The following is a 19,940-nucleotide window of genomic DNA, read 5'->3' on the forward strand; positions in this document are numbered from 1 at the left end:
CTCCGTGGTGATCAGCGTCGTGTATAGCTGACGAACGCGAAGCCGTCGTGTGGGTCACGAGCGGTCTCGAGCCAGGTGTTGGGGGTGAGGGTGGGGAAGGTGACGTCGCCGGTGGGGGACTGGGCGACCTCGGTGAGTTCGAGGCGGTCGGCGTACGGGAGGGCCTGGCGGTAGATCTCACCACCGCCGGCGACGTAGAGGTCACCGTCGTACTTGAGCGCCTCTTCGAGGGTGTGGACGACGTCGACGCCCTCGGCGGTCCAGTCGGGTTGCCGGGTGACGACGACGGTACGGCGGCCGGGCAGCGGGCGGCCGATCGAGTCGTAGGTCTTACGGCCCATCACCAGCGTGTGGCCGAGCGTGAGCGCCTTGAAGTGCTGCAGGTCCTCGCGGATCCGCCACGGCAGGTCGTTGTCCCGCCCGATCACGCCGTTGGCGCCGACCGCGGCGATCAGAATCACGGTCATACCGCGATGGGCGCCTTGATCCCGGGGTGCGGGTCGTAGCCGACCAGCTCGACGTCGGCGATCTCGTAGGCGTCGATCGCGTCCCGCTGGTTCAGCTTCAGGGTCGGCAGCGACCGGGGCTCGCGAGTGAGTTGCAGCCGGGCCTGGTCCAGGTGGTTCAGGTACAGGTGCGCGTCGCCGAGCGTGTGGACGAAGTCGCCGACCTCAAGCCCGGTCTGCTGCGCCACCATGTGCGTGAGCAGCGCGTACGACGCGATGTTGAACGGGACTCCGAGGAAGATGTCGGCCGACCGCTGGTACAGCTGGCAGGACAGCTGGCCACCGGCGACGTAGAACTGGAACATCGTGTGGCAGGGCGGCAACGCCATGTCGTCCACGTCGGCGACGTTCCAGGCGTTCACGATGTGCCGGCGGGAGTCGGGCTTGTTCTTGATCGACTCGATCACGCCGGCGATCTGGTCCACGTGCCGGCCGTCCGGGGTCGGCCAGGACCGCCACTGGTACCCGTAGACCGGGCCGAGCTCACCGTCGGCGTCGGCCCACTCGTCCCAGATCGAGATGTTGTTCTCGTGCAGCCACTTGACGTTGGTCGAGCCGCTGAGGAACCAGATCAGCTCACCGATCACCGAGCGCAGGTGCAGCTTCTTCGTCGTCACCGCCGGGAAGCCCGCGCGGAGGTCGCACCGCGACTGGTGCCCGAACACGCTCAGCGTGCCCGTGCCGGTCCGGTCCGTCTTCTCAACCCCGTTGTCCAGCACGTGCCGAAGAAGCTCCAGGTACTGCTGCATGCCGCCAACTTACAGCCCTGGCAGACTCACGACGTGGAACAGGTGCTCACTCTCGTGGTGCGAGTCGAGAAGAACGCGCGGCCCGCGCAGACGGATGCGCTCGAGACGGCGGCTCGGGCGGTGCTGGCGATCCTTGCCGACGAGCGGTCGGTCGGGGAGGGGGAGTGGGCCGAGGCGATGCACACCTGGCAGGACGACCGGATCCGGAAGGTGGTACGGCGGGCGCGCGGGGCGGAATGGCGTCGGGCCGAGGCGTTGCCGGGGATCACGGTGCACGGCTCGACCGCGGAGGTCCGGGTGTTCCCGCCGGTGCCGCTGGACGCCGTACCGAAGGATCTCGCGAAGCTGCAGGTGACCGGGACGGACTTCGAGGATCCGTCAGAGTTGCCCGGCGTTGCCGCTGATGAGCCGGTCCTGTGGATCAACCCCGGACTGGAGATGTCCAGTGGGAAGGCGATGGCGCAGTGCGGTCACGGTGCGCACCTCACTTGGCTCGCGCTACCTGCGGCCCGCCGGAAGGAGTGGGTGGCGGCGGACTTCGCGTTGGCGGTGCGCACCGCCACCCCTGAGCGCTGGCAGCAACTGTTGAGGAGCGGACTCCCCGTGGTCCAGGACGCCGGCTTCACCGAGGTGGCCCCGGGCTCGCGGACCGTCATCGCGGCTCACCCTTTGCTGACGCGATAGTGCAGGTGGGTGACCCGGTCGCCCTCGACGACCTTCGGGTTGTCCAGCAGGACATGTTCGCCGACGTAGTCGCCGAAGAACTTCACCCCGCTGCCGAACACCACCGGCGCGAGGTTGTAGGCGACCTCGTCGACCAGGCCGGCGGCCAGAGCCTGACCGGTCAGGTTGCCGCCGGTCAGCGCGATGTCACCGTCACCGGCGAGCTCTTTGGCCTTTGCGATCGCGTCCTCGATCCCGTTGACGAACGTGTACGGCGCGTCCGGGAACGGCCAGTCGGTGGGCGCCTCGTGGGTCACCACGACCACGTGGTCGCCGACCGCGGGGACGCCGTTCCAGCCGTTGGTGATGTCGAACAGCCGGCGCCCGATCACGCAGACCCGGATGTTCGGCCAGGTCGCGTTGAGGTAGTCGGCGCTCGCCTGGCTGACGTGGAACGGACGCCCCGGATCGGTGCCGTAGACCTCGACGGGGCCGTTGTAGTACCAGTCGAACAGTGCGCCGACACCGTCCTCGGTGTCCGCGACGAAACCGTCGAGGGAGACGACGGCGGAGGCTATGACGTTGCCCATGACACCTTCTCCTTCTTGACTCGGTAGGTGAGATGCTGCGCGGCCGGTGTGGAGACCAGTCCGATCAGATCCAGCGAGTACGTCGGCGCCGCGTCGGCCGGGAACAACCGGGTCCCGTCACCCAGGACGACGGGCGCCACGTGCAACCGCAGTACGTCGGCCAGCCCGGCGGCGAGCACCTGGTGGCAGATCTGCCCGCCACCCATCACGTAGACGTCCTTGTCGCCGGCCGCCTCCCGGGCCTGGGTGACGGCGTCCTCGACAGAGCCGACGAACCGGAACCGATCGCCCAGCCGGGTCTTCTCCGGCGCGGAGTGGGTCACCACGAAGATCGGCGGATTCACTTCGCCGGTCGGCTTCGCGCCGTACCCCATCTCGTCGTTCCAGCCCTGCGGAGCGTCGATGATGTCGAACAGGTTCCGGCCCTGGATGACCGAACCGGTGGCCGCGAAGGCTTCGTCGAGCACGTTGCGGTCCTCGGCGGTGCCGTGGAAGACCCACTCGTGCAGCGCCTCGCCGCCGTCGCCGAGGCCGTTGTCGAGGCTGACGTTGGGCCCGGTGACGTAGCCGTCCAGGGATACCGAGATGTCGACGACGACCTCGGTCATGATCAGCCCTCCTTCGTGACGAGCTCGGCCAGCCGGTCCATCGAGTCGCGGAGGCCGACCTCCATGCCGGACGCGACGAACTGGTCGCGGCTCTGCACCGAACTGAACACCGACCGGGTATGCAGCCGGACGCCGGTCTCGGTCGGCTCGTAGCTGGCCTTCTCCAGGCAGACGTCGCCCGGCGCGCCTTCCCACTCGAAGGTCTGGATGACGAGCTTGTCCTGCTCGACGGTGTGGAAGACCCCGCGGAAGGCGTACTCACCGGACTCGTCGTGGTGGATGTAGCGGTAGCTGCCGCCGGGGCGCACGTCGTACGTCTCGACCGTCATGTCGAGGCCGCGCGGGCCCAGCCACTCGGTCAGCAGATTCGGGTCGGTGGTGACCTTGAACAGCTGCGCCGGGGTGGCGTCGAACTCCCGGGTCACCTCGACGAACGGGGTGCCTTCGGGGGCGCTGATGGTGGTGGCGTTCATTGCTCCTGCTCCTTCACGGTTTTCAGTACGGCGTCCAGCCGGCGGAACCGGCGTTCGGTCTCGAGCCGGTACTCGTCGATCCAGCTCGTCAGGGCCTCGAGAACGGCCGGCACCAGGTGACAGGGACGGCGTTGGCCGTCCCGGGTCCGGGTGATCAGCCCGGCGGTCTCGAGCACCTGGATGTGCCGCGACACCGCCTGCTTGGTGATCGGGAACGGTTCGGCCAGTTCGTTCACGGTGGCCGGGCCGCGGGACAGCCGCGCGATCATCGCTCGCCGGACCGGGTCGCCGAGCGCGGCGAAGGCCTTGTCAAGCTGGTCGTCGTCAACCGTCATCTTTATCAACCATTTCCTTGATCAACCGATATGTTGAATATAGGGAAGTCGTTGGCCTGGCGTCAAGGGTGCGGGTTTAGCAACTTTGGTTGACAGGGGCGGGTTGTCAACTTAAGTTGCTTACATGACCGAGTTGGTGGATCCCGAGGACCCCGCGGCCGGCCTGGCCGCGGTGGTGGCGTTGCGCCGGCTGGCCGACCGGCTGGAGGACAGCCAGGTGGAGCAGGCGATGCGGGCCGGCTGGAGCTGGTCCGACGTGGCCGAGGTGCTGGGGGTCACCCGGCAGGCCGTTCACAAGAAACACGCCAAGCGGCTGATCGCCGCGGGCGTCGCCCTGAGGAGGCGCTGATGTCGTCCGACGCGAAGGACGTTCGCACCATCCTGGTGCGTGGTGCGCGGGAGGTCGCCCGCAGGGACGGGTCCCGGACCATCGAGGCCGAGCACGTGCTGCTAGCCCTGGCCGCGATGGAGAACAACCCCGCCGCGCGGCTGCTGGCCGACGCCGGGCTGACCGAGGATGTGATCCGGGCGGCTCTCGATCGCGAATGGGAGCACAGCCTGGCAATCGCCGGGATCGCGGTCCGCATCGGCTTGTTGCCCGAAGCAACACCCGACCACAGCCGCGACCCCCAGATCGGCGAGTCGGTCCGCCTCCTCCTCAAACGCGCCCTCGACGCCGAGCCCAAGGTCGGCGGAACCCGAATCGGCTCCGTCCGCATCCTCGCAGGCATCCTCGACTCCGACCGAAACCGAGTAGCCCGAGCCCTGACAACCGCAGGCATAGACCGCGCCGCCCTCCGCACCCGAGCCGCCGAAGCCTTGGCGGAAGGCGTCCGCTGATGCGCAGTCAGCAGGTCAACAATCGACTTGTCGAGTGTGGGTTGGTGGCGGGACCTCTGTTCGTACTCACGTTCTTGATCGAGGGCGCCCTCAAAGGTTCAGGGTATGACCCGATGCGCCACCCGGTGAGCTCGTTGGCGCTCGGCGAGCACGGGTGGGTGCAGACCGCCAACTTCCTGGTCTGCGGTCTGCTGACCATCGCCTGCGCCGTCGGCCTCTGGCGGTCCGGCTTGCGCGCCGGCGCCGTGCTGATCGGGATCTGGGGCCTCGGCCTGGTAGGAGCCGGCATCTTCGTGACCGACCCGGTGAGCGGGTTCCCGGTCGGTACGCCGGACGCCGTGGAGTACACCACGATCGGCGCACTCCACGACGGCTTCTCGCTGCCCGCGTTCCTCGCGCTCGCGCTGGCCCAGGTCGTGCTGTCCGGCGGCCGTGGTTGGAAGTGGCGGGTGTATTCGTTGCTCAGTGCAACCGCTTTCGCCGCGACGTTCGTGCTGGCCGGCACCGGGTTCGACCAGACCGAGTCGCTGGTCGACGTGGCCGGTCTGTTCCAGCGGCTCGCCGTGACGATCGGCTGGGCCTGGCTGTTCGCGCTGGCGTTGCGCGTCCGGCGCCGTACCTAGACCGTCTCGAACCCCGCCATCATCGCCATGTCCTCGTGCTCGAGGTTGTGGCAGTGGATCAGGTATTTGCCTTTGTGGGCGGTGAACTTGACCAGGACGTCGACCACCTCGGCGGGCCGGATGTCCACGGTGTCCTTCCAACCGCCGTCGTACGCGCCGCGCCCGCCACCGCCGCGGCTCAACACCTGGAACGGTGCGAGGTGGACGTGCACCGGGTGGTGGACGTCGGTGACGAAGGTCCAGATCTCGTACTGGTCCAGCTTGACCTGCGCCTGCATCACCCCCGGGTCGAAGGCCTTCCCGTTGATCGTCCAGCCCTTGTGACCACCGGCGTCGCCCCGGCTGAACTTCCACCTCCGCTTCACGATCCCGGCCGGCTTGGGCAGCACGGCGTACGACGAGAGCCTGGCCGGGATGCTGCTGTCGTCGGTGGCCTTCCGGGCGACTCTGAACCGCAGGACGTTCGCGTTGCCGTCCAGCTTGTTGACGATCGTGACCTCGTCACCAGGCTGGTACGGCGAGAAGTCCACGATCACGTCGAAGCGTTCGGCCGGCGCGATCACCAGGGTGTCGTGCTCGATCGGCGCGTCGAGCAGTCCGCCGTCGCTGCCGATCTGGACGAACTTCGCCGGTCCCTTGTCGAACGCGAGCTCGTAGCGGCGCGCGTTGGCCGCGTTGAGAATCCGGAATCGGTAGCGGACCGCGTCCACCTCGTGCACCGGCCACGGTGCCCCGTTGACCAAGGTGACGTCCGCGACAACACCTTCCATGTACGCCGACTCGACGCCGGGTCCATCGGGTCGTTGCGGGTACAAGAACGAGCCGTCCTCGGCGAACGCGCGGTCCGCGATGACGAGCGGGATCTCACGATCGCCCGCAGGCAAAGGCAAACGGTCCTCCTCGTCGTCCCGGACGAGGTGGAAGCCGAACAGACCGCGGTAGACCTGAGGCGCGGTGTAGTCCATCCGGTGGTCGTGGTACCAGAGCGTCGCGGCCCGCTGCGTGTTCGGATACGTGTAGACGCGACTACCTGTCTTCACGTCGCCGCCGGGCATGGCGTGGTGGCCGCCGTGACCTTGGTGGCCGCCGGGCGGCATGATCAGGTCCAGTGGCCAGCCGTCACTCGCAGCCGGGGTGTGTCCGCCATGCAGGTGTACGGCGGTCGGCACGTCGAGCTGGTTCACCTGCTCGATCACAGTGGTCCGCCCACTCCGTACGTCGAACGTGGGCCCTGGCAGCAGGCCGTCGTACCCGAGGATCTCGGTCTTGAGTCCTGGGAGGATCTCCAGACTGGCTTTGCGTTGTACGACGCGGTAGTAGTCGGCGCCGGCCTCGGTACCGATCGGTTTCTTCACAGGTGGGATCGGGAGCGGCACCTGGAACGGTTCGGGGAGCCTGGCCTGGCTGCGCAGGAGCTCGCCGGCTTGCGACGGTGACGGGTCGAGGCCGCAGTTGGTCAAGGTGAGGGCGGCGCCGGTGCCGCCGGCAACGGCCAGGAATCCGCGGCGGGACAGCTTCATCGAGAGGGCTCCTTTCGGCTGCGGCGGGCGGCCGGGCGGAACGACCAGACGGTCATCCACACGACGGTGACGACGATCGCCGTACCGAGCGGGACGTGGACGGCGAAGTTCTGCAGGTAGCCGAAGGTCAGTTGGACGAACTCGGCGAGGAACAGCACGACGGTCAGCAGCAGCGGCCAGATCCGGCCGCCGCCGGCCAGCCAGTACAGGATCGCGGCGACGAACTGGATCATCGAGACCATCCACAGCGTCGACCCGATCGGTCCGTGCACGCTCATCGCGTCGACCTCGCCGGACAGGAAGTACCCGGCCAGGATCGGTTGTGCCACCACCAGGCTCGCGTGCAGAAGCAGGACGATCCGCAGTGTCCACAGGGATGCGCGTGGCCGCCGTACCGTCATCGGGTCACCGCCTGCTGGCGACGGGTCCAAAAGGCGAAGGCGACCACGGTGCCCACGAGGGTGATGCCGAGCGGGATGTGCAGGGCGAGGTCACGGCTGTACCCCATGCCGATCTGGACGCTCTCGCCAGTCAGCACCAGCAGCGACACCAGCGGCGCGGCGAACCGGCCGCCGGTCCGCCACCAGAGCGTTGCTATCAGCAACTGAATGACCGCGATCGACGAGACCGCGAGGCCGAGTGGCTCATGGATCCGGATCGCTCCGCCGGAGCCGTTCAGGTAGACGCCGGCCAGGATCGGCTGCAGGCAGATCGCGATCGCGTGGGTCGCGGCGACCAGTCGGAGGGCGGCAAGGGACTTCATGGAGACAGACAATAGTAGCCTGGCTACATGTAGGACAATCAGGTATTGCCCTGAGTGCTACGTAAGGCGGCCCAAGGGTGCGACGGTGATGCCGGCGCGCTCGCAGACCCAGTGCGGGTCGGGGCCGAGCTCGGGCTCGATCCGCAGCTCGTGGTCGTTCAGGTCGTCGCATGCGGTGCAGCGCGGCCAGCGGACGCCGGAGTCGACCAAGCGGTCCTGGACGTCCTGTGCGACCAGCCCGGCGATGTGCTCAGCGCCGTCCGGCCACTGGTCCAGCCACCACTGCCGGCCGGCCACCGCGTCCTCGAGCACCGACACCATCACCGCATCGTCGAATCCCCGCGCGGCCAGGTCGTGCAGCACCATGGCTCGGGCAGTCAGCAACACCCCAGGCTCGTTCATCGGTTTGATGGCGTGGAAACCCCGTCGTTCACGGCGGAGAGGGAACGCCATCTCCTCCCTTCAGGTTTTGTCGGTCGAGTCGGGTAGTGTTTTCACCGGTTGCGATAGCCAAGTAACCAGTAGTACCAGCAGTAACCGCGGCCGGGCGGGCCGTGGCAGCGCGGGGAGCCTTCTTGCGCAGTAAGGCACGGCTGTGAACCGCGAACCTCAACCCGCAACGGTTGGAATCCCCTGCCTTCAGGTGGTGGGAGGACGTCAACGCCCTTCAGAGTGCCACGCCGTACCGACAAAACCCCACGCCGCAGCGGGTGCGGCGTGGGGTTCTGTGGTGTTCAGTTCGCGGTGCAGGCCGGGTCGATGCGGTTGGCCAGCCGGAGCTCGCGCTCCGCGGCGGTCCGCAGTACGGCGCTGATCCGGGACCGGACCGCGAAGGTGCGGCGCGGGGTGGGCTCGTCGTACGGCTGCTGGGGAGCGTTCGGGAGAGCCGACTGCGCCAGGTTGCGGGTTGCCTCGACGGCGGTGTTGCCGGGCATGAAGTACGTCATGGTTCTGCTCCCTCCTGAGAGCGTGTTCGGTCGGCCGGCGGCCGGGCGGCCGTCGGAGATCGTGGGGGATCGGCCCGGGAACCCGCTGCGGGTCCCAGGTGTTTTGTGTGGTTGTCAGCTACGTGGCGCCGGCCCGCTGCTGGAGCGGACGACCAGCTGAGTGGGCATCAGCACCTGCCGTTCGGTGGTCGCCGGGTCGAGCAGGATCCGGCCGACGGCGCGGCCCTTGTCCCTGATCGGCTGGCGGATCGTGGTCAGTCCGGCCTGCTCGGCGGCCGGGATGTCGTCGAAGCCGACGACGGTCAGGTCCCGGCCGGGCGTCAGCCCGCGGACCTTCATCGCCTCCATCGCGCCGAGCGCCTGGACGTCGCTCAGCCCGACGATCGCGGTCGGCCGATCCTGGGAGTCGAGCACGTACTCGGCGCCCTTGAGGCCGGAGCTGATGGCGTTGTGACCGCCGGACACCAGCCGCAGCCGCGCGTCCGGCATCCCCTTCTGCAGGCCCTGGATCCGCAGCTCGCAGTCGGTGCAGCCGATCTCGTCGAAGTCCACATCGACCGCGGTGTCACCGGCCTGGTCGCCCTTGTCGTCGACCAGTACGACGACGTCGCGGTGACCCAGCCGGGCCAGGTGCTGGCCGAGCTTCGCGGCTGCTTCGACCTCGTCGATCGCGACCCAGGACAGGTCCGGGTGGTCGCCGCGATCGGTCGAGACGGCCGGAATCCCGCGGGCGTGCAGGATGTCCACCGCAGGGTGGCCGCCCGGTACGCAGAAGATCGCCGCCGCGTCGATCGCCGCCTGCTGCACCGCGTTGCTGCCGCCGACGAGGTCGGCCGAGCTCAGTGGCATCAGCAGGAGACTGGTGCTGAACTCCTCGGCGACCTCGGCCAGTCCGGCCAGGAAGCCGACCGCGTACGGATCCGAGAAGGCGTACGCCAGCTTGTCGGTGAACAGCACCCCGATCGCACCGGCCTTGCCGCTGCGGAGTGCCCGCGCGGACGCGTCCGGACCGGCGTAGCCGAGCTCGTGGGCGGTGGCCAGGATCCGCTCGCGGAGCGTGGCGGACAGCTGGTCGGGCTTGTTGTAGGCGTTGGAGACGGTCGACGGGGACACCCCGACGGCCTGGGCGACGGTCTTGAGCGTGACGCCTGCCATGTCTCGTCTCCTCTCGCTTCGGCTGCTGGTGGGGCAGTCTTCTGGATCGTTCTTCTAAATCGTTCTAGAAAAACGATACAGAAGACCCTGGAGGAGTGCAACCGCAATTTCCGGCCAGGCTCCAGGAACATCCCGCCTCGGGCCGGGACAGCCGGACAGGAGGTGTCCGGCCTCGGGCCGCACACAGACCTTCGCCTGAGCGGGGAGCGGGCGACAGGCGGTGAACACCTCCTGTCCGTCGGTACCTGATGCGGGATGATGGCGGGCATGGGGTCGTTGCTGGAGGTCATCGCGCTGCATCCGGCGGACGCGGAGGCGGCGCAAGAGGGTGGGGCGGACCGGCTGGAACTGTGCGCGGCGATGGAGGCCGACGGGTTGTCACCGTCGGTGTCGACGGTCAGCGCGATCCGGCGGTCGACCGATCTGCCGCTCCGGGTGATGCTGCGGCTGTCCGACTCGTTCACCACGAACGGCGCCGAGCTCAACCGGCTGACCGCGATGGCGCAGTCCTATCTGTCGGCGGGCGTGGACGGGTTCGTGTTCGGCTTCCTGACCCCTGACAACCAGGTGGACGTCGACTCGGTGGCGGCATTGGCCAGCACGTTCGCTGGTACGCCGTGGACATTTCACCGGGCGATCGACGCCGTACTGGAGCAACGGCCGGCTTGGCGTGCGCTGCAGACGCTGCCGGGGCTGGACTGTGTGCTGACTGCCGGGTCGTCGCTCGGGGTCGGCCACGGGTTGGATGACCTGTGCAAGCTGGCCAACGAGGAGCCCGCGGTGGCGAAGGTGATGATGGCCGGCGGCTCGTTGCAGCCGGAGCACGTGCCGTGGCTGTATCAGAGCGGCGTACGGCGCTTCCACGTCGGCTCGTCGGTTCGCCAGGACGGCTCGTGGACGAAGGCGTACGTGAACTCGCGGTTCGTCCGAGCCTGGCGCAATCTGCTCGACGCGCAGGACTCGCGCGGATGATCCTCATCGATCCACCGGCCTGGCCCGCGTGGAACAGAGTCTGGTCCCACCTGGTCAGCGACGAGTCGTACGACGAGCTCCACGCCTTCGCCCGCGCCGCCGGCATTCCGGCCCGAGGCTTCGACCGCGACCACTACGACGTCCCCAGCGACCGCTACGAAGACCTCATTGCCGCCGGCGCCACCCCAGTCTCCAGCCGAGAACTCGTCCGCCGCCTGATCTCCGCCGGCCTCCGCCACCGCAAGGGCACGTGAAACGGCCCCCAGTTGCTTGCGGCAACTGAGGGCCGTTGTTCAGTCGAGCAGCTCGGTCACCGTGCCGGCGGCTACGGTGTGGCCGCCTTCTCGGACGGCGAAGCCCAGGCCGGTGTTCATGGCGATCGGCTTCGACAGTTCTACGGTGAGGTCGACGGTGTCGCCGGGCATGACCAGGGTGAGGTCGCCCAGGTCGATGCCGCCGTCGACGTCGGTGGTGCGGAAGTAGAACTGAGGGCGGTAGTCGGGGCCGAAGGGGCTGTGGCGGCCGCCTTCGGCGGTGGACAGGGCGTGCAGTTGGGCGCGGAACTTCCGGTGCGGTTGCACGCTGCCGGGCAGTGCCACGACCTGGCCGCGACGGACCTCGTCGCGCTTCACGCCACGCAGCAGGACGGCCGCGTTGTCGCCCGCCTCCGCGGACTCCAGCGACTTCCCGAACGTCTCCATACCGATCGCTGTACTGGTGACGGTCGGGCCGAGACCGACCACCTCGACCGTGTCGCCGACCTTCAGCGAACCACGCTCGACCGCGCCGGTGACCACGGTGCCGCGGCCGCTGATGGTGAGCACGTTCTCGATCGGCATCAGGAACGGCTCGCCCAGCTCACGGTCCGGGGTCGGCACGTAGGTGTCGACCGCGTCCAGCAGCTCGCCGATCGCGCCGGTCCACTGCGGGTCGCCCTCGAGCGCACGCAGTCCGGAGACGCGCACGACGGGTACGTCGTCGCCCGGGAAGCCGTACTCCGACAGGAGCTCACGGACCTCCAGCTCGACCAGGTCGAGCAGCTCGGGGTCGTCCACGGTGTCCGCCTTGTTCAGCGCGACCACCAGGTACGGAACGCCGACCCGGCGCGCGAGCAGCACGTGCTCCCGCGTCTGCGGCATGGCGCCGTCCTGCGCGGACACGACCAGGATCGCGGCGTCCACCTGGGCGGCGCCGGTGATCATGTTCTTGACGTAGTCGGCGTGCCCGGGCATGTCGACGTGCGCGTAGTGCCGGGTGGCGGTCTCGTACTCGACGTGCGAGATGTTGATGGTGATGCCGCGCGCGACCTCCTCCGGCGCCCGGTCGATGCCGTCGAACGCGACGAACGAGTTGACGCCCGGGTCGCGCTCGGCGAGCACCTTGGTGATGGCGGCGGTCAGGGTGGTCTTGCCGTGGTCGACGTGACCCATCGTGCCGATGTTGAGGTGCGGCTTGGTCCGCACGAACTGGCTCTTGGCCATGAAAAGTCCTTACGTGTCAGAAGATTCGTGTGAGCCAGGACCCTCCGGGCAGCCCTCCGCGGCTGTCACCCGCACGGAGGGGGCCGGTGAGCGACCACCCTCCTCCGCGGGTCCTGCTCAGCAGGAGGAGGGTCGGCTTCGCGCGCCGGTGAAGGTTGCTGAATCGACTGACGTCGCCCACGTGGGAGCGCCCGTCAGGCCGGTGCCTGACAGGTCGTGCTCGAGAACCACGCGGTACATGTCCATCACGGTAAGAAGTAACGCTGCCTCAGGCAACAGAATTCCCGGGCCTCAGTTCAGGGCGAAGAGGCGGGTGCCGTCGGAGAAGACGGGGCGGGCGCCGGCGACTGCGACGGCCGGCTTGTTGCAGGTGACTTCTTCGGACTGGGCGACGGACTCGGCGGTGGGGCCGGCCAGGATCGGGCGGGGCTGGATGCCGGTGGTGCCGATCATCACCGGGGAGCAGCTGCCGTTGGTCTGCGGCATCAGCGTGACCACGCGACCGTCCGGAAGGAGGCCGAACCCGTCCCGCGGGTACTCAGGCTGCTGCAGCTTCGGTGGTACCTCCAGCAAGTGGTGCCACTGCGGCGTCCCGTCCGCCGGGCTCACTGCCGACACGTCGTACGTCTGCGCCTGGCCGGGATCGGTGGCGTTCCGGCACGTCACCAGCGCCAGCGATGCCGGGGTAGCGGCGAGTTGAGCGTCACAGGACGCCGACCCGAGCCGCGGTCGCGGTGTGCCAGGCACCGGCGTCGTCCAGATGATGCGGCCCTCACCAACGTCGATCGCCCACTGGTTGAGTGTGCCGCCGGCAGCACCGGTCCAGATCAGGCCGGAGACCTCACGGGTGTCCGGTACGGCGACCAGGTCGCCGACCCACGCGGACGGGTCCAGCTCGGCACTCAGGTCGAACCGCGTACCCAGGTCGACCTCCCACCGCTGGTCGCCGTTCTTCAGGTCCAGACCGCGTACGACGGCACTGTTGCCACCGCACGCGTCGACGACCACCGCCTGGTCGCCCATCAGCTCGCCCTGCGTCACGTTGCACCGCAACTGGGTCCGCCAATGCGTCGGACTGCTCACGCCATGCGCGACGACGTAGTTGTCCTCCGACACCAGCAGCTGGTTCGCGTCGACCGCGAGTGCCGTGCCGTCGGTGTGGACCTCGGTGAGCACCTTCCCGCTCACCGCATCCAGTACGGCGTACGTCGGCAGGTCGATCCCACTCGGTGCATGGGTCCCGCCGTACGGCAGGTGAGCGGCAAGGGTGCGGCCGTCACTGGAGACCAGCAGACCCTGTGAGCCGCTGGAGGCCGCGTCGTCGACGTCGGCCCGGGAGTACCGCCACCGGATCTGGCCGGTGTTCGCGTCGGACATCACCACGCCGTCCGGGCGCAGTTCGGCGACGCCACCCGCCGTACCGGCGATGGCGCCGGTGGCTGGCACCTCGCGACTCCAGGCGAGTGCGCCGTCAAGCTGGACTGGCTGTTGCTCGGGCTTGGTGGTCGTGGTGGTGCTGACTGTGTTGGCGGTCTCCAGCCGAGCCTGGACGAACGGCTCACCGGCGGACACCACGATCCACGCGAGCAGTGACCCGCACACGACGGTCACGCCGAGGCTGAGCAGGCGCGGTGGAGCCTGTGCGTACGCCGGGGCCAGCCGCAAGCGCCGGGCCAACGCCAAGAGCGCGCCGGCGAGCACCAGGGCGACCGAGGCGAGCAGCAGGTAAGGCCAGCGCTCCGACATCGCCGCACCGGGTTGTGCAGCCGGCCAGCGCCACCAGCACAGGCCGACCGCGATCACACCGACGACAGCGAAGGCCAGTGCGGGCATCGTGACGAGTCGCGGCTGCGCGCGGCGAAACCATGCACACGCCAATCCGGCCGACAACGCCGTACCGGCGATGGGGGCCCAGACCGGGAAGCCGGAGACCTGCTCCGGGTCGGCGGGCCACTTCGCCGCGGCGCCGAGGCCACGGCCGAGCAGTACGGACGAGGCCACGACCGCACCGAGGGCAGCGCCGAGGTACACGATCGGGATCAGCCCGCCGATCGGCCGGGCCGCCTTAGGGACCCAGGACTCGACCTCCCGGGCGATGTTGTCCCGGGCCGCCTGTTCCCAGCCCTCGTGGCCGCGCTGTGTCGCGTACAAGCGGGTCTCGGCCAGGCCCTGCAGGAACGACATCCGGCCGCGGGCGAACTCCCGGTCGCCGATGTGCGCGTACTCCTGCCGGATCCCCTCGGCGTACTCGTCGTACCGCTCGGCGGGCATCCCGAGGATGCGCAGGTCGGCGTCGCAGAGCACCGCGCCGTTCGCGTCGTCAGGAGCGCAGTCGTGCTTGGCGGTCAGCCGGACCAGCCGGCCGATCTCCTCGACCCGTACGGCGTCGACGCCGTACGCCGCCAACTCGAGCTCGGCCAGCTGGGCCGAGACTTCCTCGTTCTCGCCGGGGTCGGCCTTCGGGTCGTAGATCGCGTCGTGGAACCAGGCGGCCAGCCGGACCGTGTCGGCGTCGTCGGCCTGGTCGGCCAGCTCGTCGATGGTGGCCAGCACCTCGCTCAGGTGCCGCTGGTCGTGATAGTGGCGATGTTGCTCTGCGTAACGAGCCAGCAGGTCGTCGCCCAACGGCTGCGCGTGCGGCAGCAGGCGATTCCACTGGTCGCGCAGGTCCATGGCTGGGAGTCTTGCACCCGGCGGGAGCCTGCACCGACCGATCCGGCGCTTACGGATAGTCTCGTGGCCAAAGCGATATCGGCTCGTCACCTGACCAGTGCGATGGGTGCGTGCGGCATCGAATCCCAGCAGTGCAATTGCGGTCCAGGTCACATCGACCCGGCTGGTCAGGCCGATCGGGTGGCCGGCAACGAGAGGGAGGACGGATGCGATTCGGCCTGGTAGGCACCGGTCCGTGGGCGCGGCTGACGCACGGTCCCGGGCTGCTGGCAGCCGCGGACGCCGAGTTCGCCGGCGTCTGGGGACGCGACGCCGGTAGAACCGCCGCGATCGCCGCCGACCTCGGGGTCACGCCGTACGACGACTACGCGGAGTTACTGGAATCGGTCGACGCGGTCGCGTTCGCCGTACCGCCGAAGGTGCAGGCGTCGATGGCGCTGGAGGCTGCCGCGATCGGCAAGCACCTGCTGCTGGACAAACCGGTCGCCGACTCGCTCGACGACGCCCGGGCGCTGGCCGACGAGGTCGCGAACGAGGGGATCGCGTCGGTGGTGTTCTTCACTCACCGGTTCGAGCCGCCGATCCGGGAGTTCTTTGCCGAGGTACAGGCCAAGGGCGGCTGGAAGGGCGGCTGGTCCCGGATGCTGGCCGCTCTCGATGAGCCGGGCAACCCGTTCACGGACTCGCCGTGGCGGCGGGAGCAACGAGGTGCGCTCTGGGACGTCGGTCCGCACGCCCTGTCCAACCTGACGGCGATGCTCGGCCCGATCGCCGGCCTCACCGCTGTCGGTGGGGAGGGCGACCTGGTGCACCTGGTCGTGACGCACGAGTCGGGCGCGACCAGTACGGCGAGCCTGTCGCTGACCGCCCCGCCCGCAGGCAGCAACTTCGAGACCGGCATCTGGGGAGAGTCCGGTACGGCGATCCTGCCGCTGAGCGACACGCCCGCAGTCGACTCGTTCCAGCTGGCCGTGCAGGAGCTGGTTGCCGCAGCCGAGTCCGGCGAGTCGCACCCGGTCGACGTCGCCTTCGGCACCCGGGTGGTCGAGCTACTGGCCTCAGCCGAGGATCAGCTCAACGCAGCGCGATGACGGTGTCGGCGCCAGACGTGAGGACCAGGTTGCCGATTGCTCGGGCGTCGCGGCTGCAGGAGATGCCGGTGGGGAGGCGGACCTGGCGGAAGCCGGTCCGGCTGATCACGTTGGCCCAGCAGGCGTCGGAGCTGCGGCTGAGTGAGATCACCCGGCCGTCGGCGGTGACGGTGACCTTCGCCCGTGGGTTGACCGGTGCTGCGGTCTGCCAAGCCGTCTTTCCGGTGGCGGCGTCGATCGCGGTGACCAGCGTCTGGCCGTTCTCCATCTTCCGGGTCGCCGGGCAGTCCACGACGATCAGGTAGCGACCGGCCGCGTTCATCAGCGTCCGGCAGGCCCAGGTCCGTGGCACCGACCACCGCCACTTCGTCTCGCCGGTCCGCGGGTCGATCGCGGTCAGCGCATCGGGCAGGTCGGAGTCGCCACCCGGCTCGGCCACGACCACCAGACCGGCCACGACGACCGGCCGCCGGTACGTGTCACCGGACTGCTTGGTCCACAGCTTCTTGCCGGACTTCAGGTCGAGGCCGACCATCTCGTCGTCCTCGTCACCGCAGCTGCGGCCGAGGAAAGTGACCACAGTGTCGCTGGTGGCGACCGCTCCGATCCCGGTGCAGCGGCCCGGCTCGAACGTCCACCGGTCGCGCCCGTCCGGGTCGACGCCGCGCAGCTTGTCGGAGCCACGGGACACGCGCTCGCCGGTCAGCAGCGGCTCGGCCTGCTGGATCAGGTGGTCGCGGGTACGGCCCGGCCAGGCCGCCTTGCGCTCACCGGTGTTCGCATCGAGCAGCAGGTAGCCGACGTCCGCGAACTGGGCGAGCACGTAGTCGCCGTTCCCGGTCGCCACGATGTTCGGCTTCTCGTCGGAGTCGGAACGGCTGTAGCGCCAGCGCAGTACGCCGGTGGCCGCGTCGAGCATCTCCACCACACCGGACTGCCTGGGTACGGCGATGCCGTACCTGGTGCCGATCGCCTCCTCGGCGCCGGAACCGAGCATCGTCTTGCTGACCCACGCGACGGTGCCGTCCAGTGTCGAGGCGGTGGCCTTGCCGGCTGGGCGGTTCGCGTTCTCAACTCGCTCGTTCGAGCTCAGCACGTAGTTGCGGGCCAGCGGCTGGATGATCAGCAGCAGAGCCACTGCGACCACGGCTGGGACTACCAGCCAGGCCAGTTGCTGCCCGACGTTTCTGGGCGGGAGGAAGCGTGCGGATCTGGTGCGGAGGAGTGAGCCGACCAGGGCTGATGCACCGGCTGCCAGGAGGAGCAGCAGGGCTGAGATGAGCAAGGGCACGCGGAGGCCGACGCCGACTGCCGGGTTCACTCTGGGCATCTGGGCCCAGGCGATGAGCAGTCCGGTCACTGCGGCGGCTGTGACGGCGCCCGAGATGAGTAGCCCGCGCTGGCTGGCGCTGCGGGCGCAGCGGAAGAGCACGGGTGCGCTGAAGAACGCTGCCGCGGCCAGTACGACAGGAGGCCAGCCGATCGCATCCTCGGCCGCAGGGACCTGCCAGGAGGCGCCGGACGCGGCGATGGCGACGACGGCGGACGCGATTGCGGTGAAGGTGGCAGTCGCGGTGAGTGCAGCCTGCTGCCAACCACGCCAGGGTGCGGGGAGCTCGCTGTCCAGTCCGGCCAGCTCTGTCTCTAGGTTGATGCGTGCGACCGGGCTGAGGCGTTGCCGGGCCAGCTGGGTGCGGTAGAGGTGGCCGTCGAGCAGTTGGCGGACCTCGTCGTACCGGTGCTCGAGTGCGGACCTCCGGTCGGCGGCGTCTCGCCGTACCTCTGCGGTGTGGACGGCGTACCGGCTGGGGTCGGCGGCGAGGATGGCGTTGACGGCGTCGACCAGTACGTCGCCGTTGGCGTCGCGGCGGGGTGGTGCGTAGGAGTCGGGCGGTGGCGCGGCCAGGTCGCCGGTGAGGCGGATCAGGCGAGCGACCTCGGCGATGCGGATGGGCGGTACGCCGTACTGCGGTAGGAGCTCCTCGGCGAGTCGAGCGGAGGCTTCGGCGTCCTCAGCCGGGGTGCCGCCGGGCTCGTGGACGGCGCGGTGGAACCAGGCGGCCAGTCGCACGGAAGTGGGGTCGGTGGCGAGCTGGATGAGTGAGTCCAGCGCGGTGAGGACGATGTCGAGGTAGTGGTCGCGATAGGCGCGGCGGTTGCGGTCGACGTACCGGGCGACCAGCTCGTCGGCCAGCTGGTCCGAGCCGGGCACCAGCTGGTCCCACCTCGCACGCAGCTCCACCACTGCAACAGTCTGCCAGCCACACCCCCACAGCAAACGCTCGATCTCCCCACCGAGACCTTGCAGGCACCCGTCGGTTGCCCCGCTGGGCGCGGCTACTGGCGGGCGGTGAGGATGCCGGTGAGGAGGCCGGGGTAGAGGATGTCCAGGTCGTCGCGGCGGAGAGTGCTGATGCGGCGGGTGCCTTCGGTGTGGGTGGTGAGGACGCCGGCTTCGCGGAGGATGCGGAGGTGGTGGGCGCGGGTGGAGGCGGTGACGGGGAGCTCGATCTCGCCGCAGGCGATGCCGTCGGGCGCGTCGGCCAGGGCGCGGATGATCTGCAGGCGGACGGGCTCGCCGAGGGCCTGCAACACCGCCTCGACCCGGATCTCTTCCCGGTCCGGCTGGGGTAGGGCCTTCCTCGTCATGCTCCCATCGTACGACGTCGGTCGAACTTCGATGAACTTCGTAGTACGATCTTCATCGAACTAATCGTCCTCGTCCGGAAGGTCCTCGATGTCCGCACGGATCTACCTGCTCGGCGCCGGTGCTTTCGCGGTCGGCACCAGCGCGTACGTCGTGTCCGGTGTACTCCCCGACGTCAGCTCCGAGTTGCACGTCTCGCTGACGGCCGCGGGCCAGCTCGCCACCGCGTTCTCGCTGTCGTACGCCATCGGCGCCCCGATCCTGTCCACGCTGACCGGCCGGTGGGAGCGCCGTACTCTCCTCATCGCCGCCCTCGTCCTCGCCGCGCTGGGCAACCTGATCGCTGCCGTGGCCACCAACTACCCAGTGCTGATCGTCGGCCGGGTCGTGGCGGCCTTCGGCGCCGCGGTCTACACGCCCGCGGCCACCCTGTTCGCGACCGGCCTGCTGCCACCGGAGCAGCGAGGTAGAGCGGTCGCCATCGTCTTCGGAGGCCTCACCTTCGCCCTGGTCCTCGGCGTCCCCGCCGGCACACTGCTCGGCCCGACCCTCGGCTACAAGGGCGTCTTCGCCCTGATTACCGTCGTCGCCGTACTGGTCGCCATCGCCGAGCGCGCCGCCCTGCCGAAGGTGGCGGCGCCACCCGTGGTCAGTCTCCGGCAGCGGTTCGCCGGCGTGACCGACCGCCGGGTCCAGACCGTGCTGGCGATGTCGGTGCTCGGGGTCCTCGCCGCGTTCAGCGTCTACATCTACGTAGTCCCGTTGCTGAAGCAGACCGTGCACCTCGGCGGCAGCGCAGTCGGGATCCTGCTGCTCGTCTACGGACTCGGTGCCGTCGTGGGCAACCTGATCGGCGGCCGGGCGACCGACCGCTTCGGCAGCCTTCGGACCCTGTACGGCGTCCTGATCGGCAGCATCCTGATGGTTGGAACGCTGGACCTGACCGCGACGACCGTGGTCGGCGCGGCGGCAGCGCTGTTCCTCTGGGGCATGTTCACCTGGGCCTTCAACCCGCCGATCCAGAACCTGCTGCTCGAGCTGGGCGGCGGCCTGCTGATCTCGCTGAACGCGTCGGCGATCTACCTCGGCGCCGGACTGTCCGCAGTGGTCGGCGGCCTGGTCATCGAACTGGCCGGAATCACCTACCTCCCACTGGTCGCCGCCGTACTGGACCTGGCCGTGCTGGGCCTGCTCGTCACCCTGCGGCGCGACCCGGCGCTCCAGCGGGTTGAGCACCTGGACGAGGAAGAACCGGTCCTCGCCGTAGTTGCCGACCAGTAGGGCTTGACACCGACCTCGCTCTG

The 19,940-nt window shown here is 69.1% G+C and carries 24 protein-coding genes; 8 read left to right on the plus strand and 16 right to left on the minus strand.

Annotation, left to right across the window (positions count from 1 at the left end; all coding sequences use genetic code 11):
- Positions 1 to 11: 11 nt before the first annotated feature.
- Positions 12 to 467, minus strand: a complete 456-nt coding sequence (locus ACIBL3_RS14485) for a dihydrofolate reductase (RefSeq protein ID WP_396353756.1) — start codon at positions 465 to 467, stop codon at positions 12 to 14.
- A complete protein-coding gene (locus ACIBL3_RS14490; RefSeq protein ID WP_396353757.1) occupies positions 464 to 1,255 on the minus strand; it encodes a thymidylate synthase in 792 nt (263 codons plus the stop codon). The genes ACIBL3_RS14485 and ACIBL3_RS14490 overlap by 4 nt, the downstream gene beginning before the upstream one ends.
- Positions 1,256 to 1,288: 33 nt before the next feature.
- Between ACIBL3_RS14490 and ACIBL3_RS14495 the strand changes: the two genes are divergently transcribed.
- Positions 1,289 to 1,939 (plus strand): peptidyl-tRNA hydrolase, encoded by a 651-nt coding sequence (locus tag ACIBL3_RS14495; protein ID WP_396353758.1) that lies wholly within the window; start codon positions 1,289 to 1,291, stop codon positions 1,937 to 1,939.
- On the opposite strand, the gene ACIBL3_RS14500 is transcribed toward ACIBL3_RS14495, so the two are convergent.
- From ACIBL3_RS14500 to ACIBL3_RS14515, 4 genes are read right to left on the minus strand one after another with little or no spacing between them, the layout of a single operon-like run.
- Complete coding sequence (locus ACIBL3_RS14500) at positions 1,918 to 2,508, minus strand: dihydrofolate reductase family protein (protein WP_396353759.1); 591 nt, start codon at positions 2,506 to 2,508, stop codon at positions 1,918 to 1,920. The two genes, ACIBL3_RS14495 and ACIBL3_RS14500, sit on opposite strands and share 22 nt — an antisense overlap.
- The gene (locus tag ACIBL3_RS14505; RefSeq protein ID WP_396353760.1) at positions 2,493 to 3,116 is read right to left on the minus strand and encodes a dihydrofolate reductase family protein; all 624 of its coding nucleotides are present in this window, start codon (positions 3,114 to 3,116) and stop codon (positions 2,493 to 2,495) included. Before ACIBL3_RS14505 ends, ACIBL3_RS14500 begins: the two co-directional genes overlap by 16 nt.
- 2 nt (positions 3,117 to 3,118) lie before the next feature.
- The gene (locus ACIBL3_RS14510; protein WP_396353761.1) at positions 3,119 to 3,589 is read right to left on the minus strand and encodes an SRPBCC domain-containing protein; all 471 of its coding nucleotides are present in this window, start codon (positions 3,587 to 3,589) and stop codon (positions 3,119 to 3,121) included.
- Positions 3,586 to 3,924: an ArsR/SmtB family transcription factor gene (locus tag ACIBL3_RS14515; RefSeq protein ID WP_396353762.1), complete on the minus strand. Its 339-nt coding sequence runs from the start codon at positions 3,922 to 3,924 to the stop codon at positions 3,586 to 3,588. Before ACIBL3_RS14515 ends, ACIBL3_RS14510 begins: the two co-directional genes overlap by 4 nt.
- Before the next feature lie 124 nt (positions 3,925 to 4,048).
- Between ACIBL3_RS14515 and ACIBL3_RS14520 the strand changes: the two genes are divergently transcribed.
- From ACIBL3_RS14520 to ACIBL3_RS14530, 3 genes are read left to right on the plus strand one after another with little or no spacing between them, the layout of a single operon-like run.
- Positions 4,049 to 4,273 (plus strand): hypothetical protein, encoded by a 225-nt coding sequence (locus ACIBL3_RS14520; protein ID WP_132212221.1) that lies wholly within the window; start codon positions 4,049 to 4,051, stop codon positions 4,271 to 4,273.
- Positions 4,273 to 4,764, plus strand: a complete 492-nt coding sequence (locus ACIBL3_RS14525) for a Clp protease N-terminal domain-containing protein (protein ID WP_396353763.1) — start codon at positions 4,273 to 4,275, stop codon at positions 4,762 to 4,764. The genes ACIBL3_RS14520 and ACIBL3_RS14525 overlap by 1 nt, the downstream gene beginning before the upstream one ends.
- Positions 4,764 to 5,387 (plus strand): DUF998 domain-containing protein, encoded by a 624-nt coding sequence (locus ACIBL3_RS14530; RefSeq protein WP_396353764.1) that lies wholly within the window; start codon positions 4,764 to 4,766, stop codon positions 5,385 to 5,387. Before ACIBL3_RS14525 ends, ACIBL3_RS14530 begins: the two co-directional genes overlap by 1 nt.
- Here the strand turns inward: ACIBL3_RS14530 and ACIBL3_RS14535 are convergent.
- The 6 genes from ACIBL3_RS14535 to ACIBL3_RS14560 all read right to left on the minus strand — a co-directional run bounded on the left by ACIBL3_RS14535 (position 5,384) and on the right by ACIBL3_RS14560 (position 9,772).
- Positions 5,384 to 6,907 (minus strand): multicopper oxidase domain-containing protein, encoded by a 1,524-nt coding sequence (locus ACIBL3_RS14535; protein ID WP_396353765.1) that lies wholly within the window; start codon positions 6,905 to 6,907, stop codon positions 5,384 to 5,386. The genes ACIBL3_RS14530 and ACIBL3_RS14535 overlap by 4 nt on opposite strands.
- Positions 6,904 to 7,308 carry a hypothetical protein gene (locus ACIBL3_RS14540; RefSeq protein WP_396353766.1) on the minus strand — a complete coding sequence of 135 codons (405 nt, stop codon included), beginning with the start codon at positions 7,306 to 7,308 and terminating at the stop codon, positions 6,904 to 6,906. The genes ACIBL3_RS14535 and ACIBL3_RS14540 overlap by 4 nt, the downstream gene beginning before the upstream one ends.
- Positions 7,305 to 7,670, minus strand: coding sequence for a hypothetical protein (locus ACIBL3_RS14545; protein WP_396353767.1), 366 nt, complete (start codon positions 7,668 to 7,670; stop codon positions 7,305 to 7,307). The genes ACIBL3_RS14540 and ACIBL3_RS14545 overlap by 4 nt, the downstream gene beginning before the upstream one ends.
- 57 nt (positions 7,671 to 7,727) lie before the next feature.
- A complete protein-coding gene (locus tag ACIBL3_RS14550; protein WP_396353768.1) occupies positions 7,728 to 8,072 on the minus strand; it encodes a hypothetical protein in 345 nt (114 codons plus the stop codon).
- Between the two features lie 332 nt (positions 8,073 to 8,404).
- Positions 8,405 to 8,617 (minus strand): hypothetical protein, encoded by a 213-nt coding sequence (locus tag ACIBL3_RS14555; protein ID WP_396353769.1) that lies wholly within the window; start codon positions 8,615 to 8,617, stop codon positions 8,405 to 8,407.
- Between the two features lie 114 nt (positions 8,618 to 8,731).
- A complete protein-coding gene (locus ACIBL3_RS14560) occupies positions 8,732 to 9,772 on the minus strand; it encodes a LacI family DNA-binding transcriptional regulator (protein ID WP_396353770.1) in 1,041 nt (346 codons plus the stop codon).
- A 267-nt stretch (positions 9,773 to 10,039) separates the two neighbouring features.
- Here ACIBL3_RS14560 and ACIBL3_RS14565 point away from each other — a divergent pair, with 267 nt between their 5' ends.
- A complete protein-coding gene (locus tag ACIBL3_RS14565; RefSeq protein ID WP_396353771.1) occupies positions 10,040 to 10,744 on the plus strand; it encodes a copper homeostasis protein CutC in 705 nt (234 codons plus the stop codon).
- Positions 10,741 to 10,998, plus strand: a complete 258-nt coding sequence (locus ACIBL3_RS14570) for a DUF4031 domain-containing protein (RefSeq protein WP_396353772.1) — start codon at positions 10,741 to 10,743, stop codon at positions 10,996 to 10,998. Before ACIBL3_RS14565 ends, ACIBL3_RS14570 begins: the two co-directional genes overlap by 4 nt.
- 39 nt (positions 10,999 to 11,037) lie before the next feature.
- Here the strand turns inward: ACIBL3_RS14570 and tuf are convergent, their stop codons facing one another.
- Positions 11,038 to 12,225, minus strand: a complete 1,188-nt coding sequence (gene tuf / locus ACIBL3_RS14575) for an elongation factor Tu (protein WP_396353773.1) — start codon at positions 12,223 to 12,225, stop codon at positions 11,038 to 11,040.
- 291 nt (positions 12,226 to 12,516) lie between these two features.
- Positions 12,517 to 14,898, minus strand: coding sequence for a hypothetical protein (locus ACIBL3_RS14580; protein WP_396353774.1), 2,382 nt, complete (start codon positions 14,896 to 14,898; stop codon positions 12,517 to 12,519).
- 206 nt (positions 14,899 to 15,104) lie between these two features.
- Here ACIBL3_RS14580 and ACIBL3_RS14585 point away from each other — a divergent pair, with 206 nt between their 5' ends.
- Complete coding sequence (locus tag ACIBL3_RS14585; protein WP_396353775.1) at positions 15,105 to 15,989, plus strand: Gfo/Idh/MocA family protein; 885 nt, start codon at positions 15,105 to 15,107, stop codon at positions 15,987 to 15,989.
- Here ACIBL3_RS14585 and ACIBL3_RS14590 read toward each other — a convergent pair.
- Together ACIBL3_RS14590 and ACIBL3_RS14595 are read right to left on the minus strand one after the other, a co-directional pair.
- Entirely contained in the window at positions 15,973 to 18,234 is a 2,262-nt protein-coding gene (locus ACIBL3_RS14590; protein ID WP_396353776.1) for a PQQ-binding-like beta-propeller repeat protein, read from the minus strand. The two genes, ACIBL3_RS14585 and ACIBL3_RS14590, sit on opposite strands and share 17 nt — an antisense overlap.
- A gap of 92 nt (positions 18,235 to 18,326) precedes the next feature.
- Positions 18,327 to 18,638 carry an ArsR/SmtB family transcription factor gene (locus tag ACIBL3_RS14595; protein ID WP_396353777.1) on the minus strand — a complete coding sequence of 104 codons (312 nt, stop codon included), beginning with the start codon at positions 18,636 to 18,638 and terminating at the stop codon, positions 18,327 to 18,329.
- 88 nt (positions 18,639 to 18,726) lie between these two features.
- Here ACIBL3_RS14595 and ACIBL3_RS14600 point away from each other — a divergent pair, with 88 nt between their 5' ends.
- Positions 18,727 to 19,917, plus strand: coding sequence for an MFS transporter (locus tag ACIBL3_RS14600; RefSeq protein WP_396353778.1), 1,191 nt, complete (start codon positions 18,727 to 18,729; stop codon positions 19,915 to 19,917).
- Positions 19,918 to 19,940: the final 23 nt, after the last annotated feature.

Origin of the sequence: Kribbella sp. NPDC050124 (assembly GCF_044460355.1) — a bacterium.
In the GTDB taxonomy this organism is placed as follows: domain Bacteria; phylum Actinomycetota; class Actinomycetes; order Propionibacteriales; family Kribbellaceae; genus Kribbella.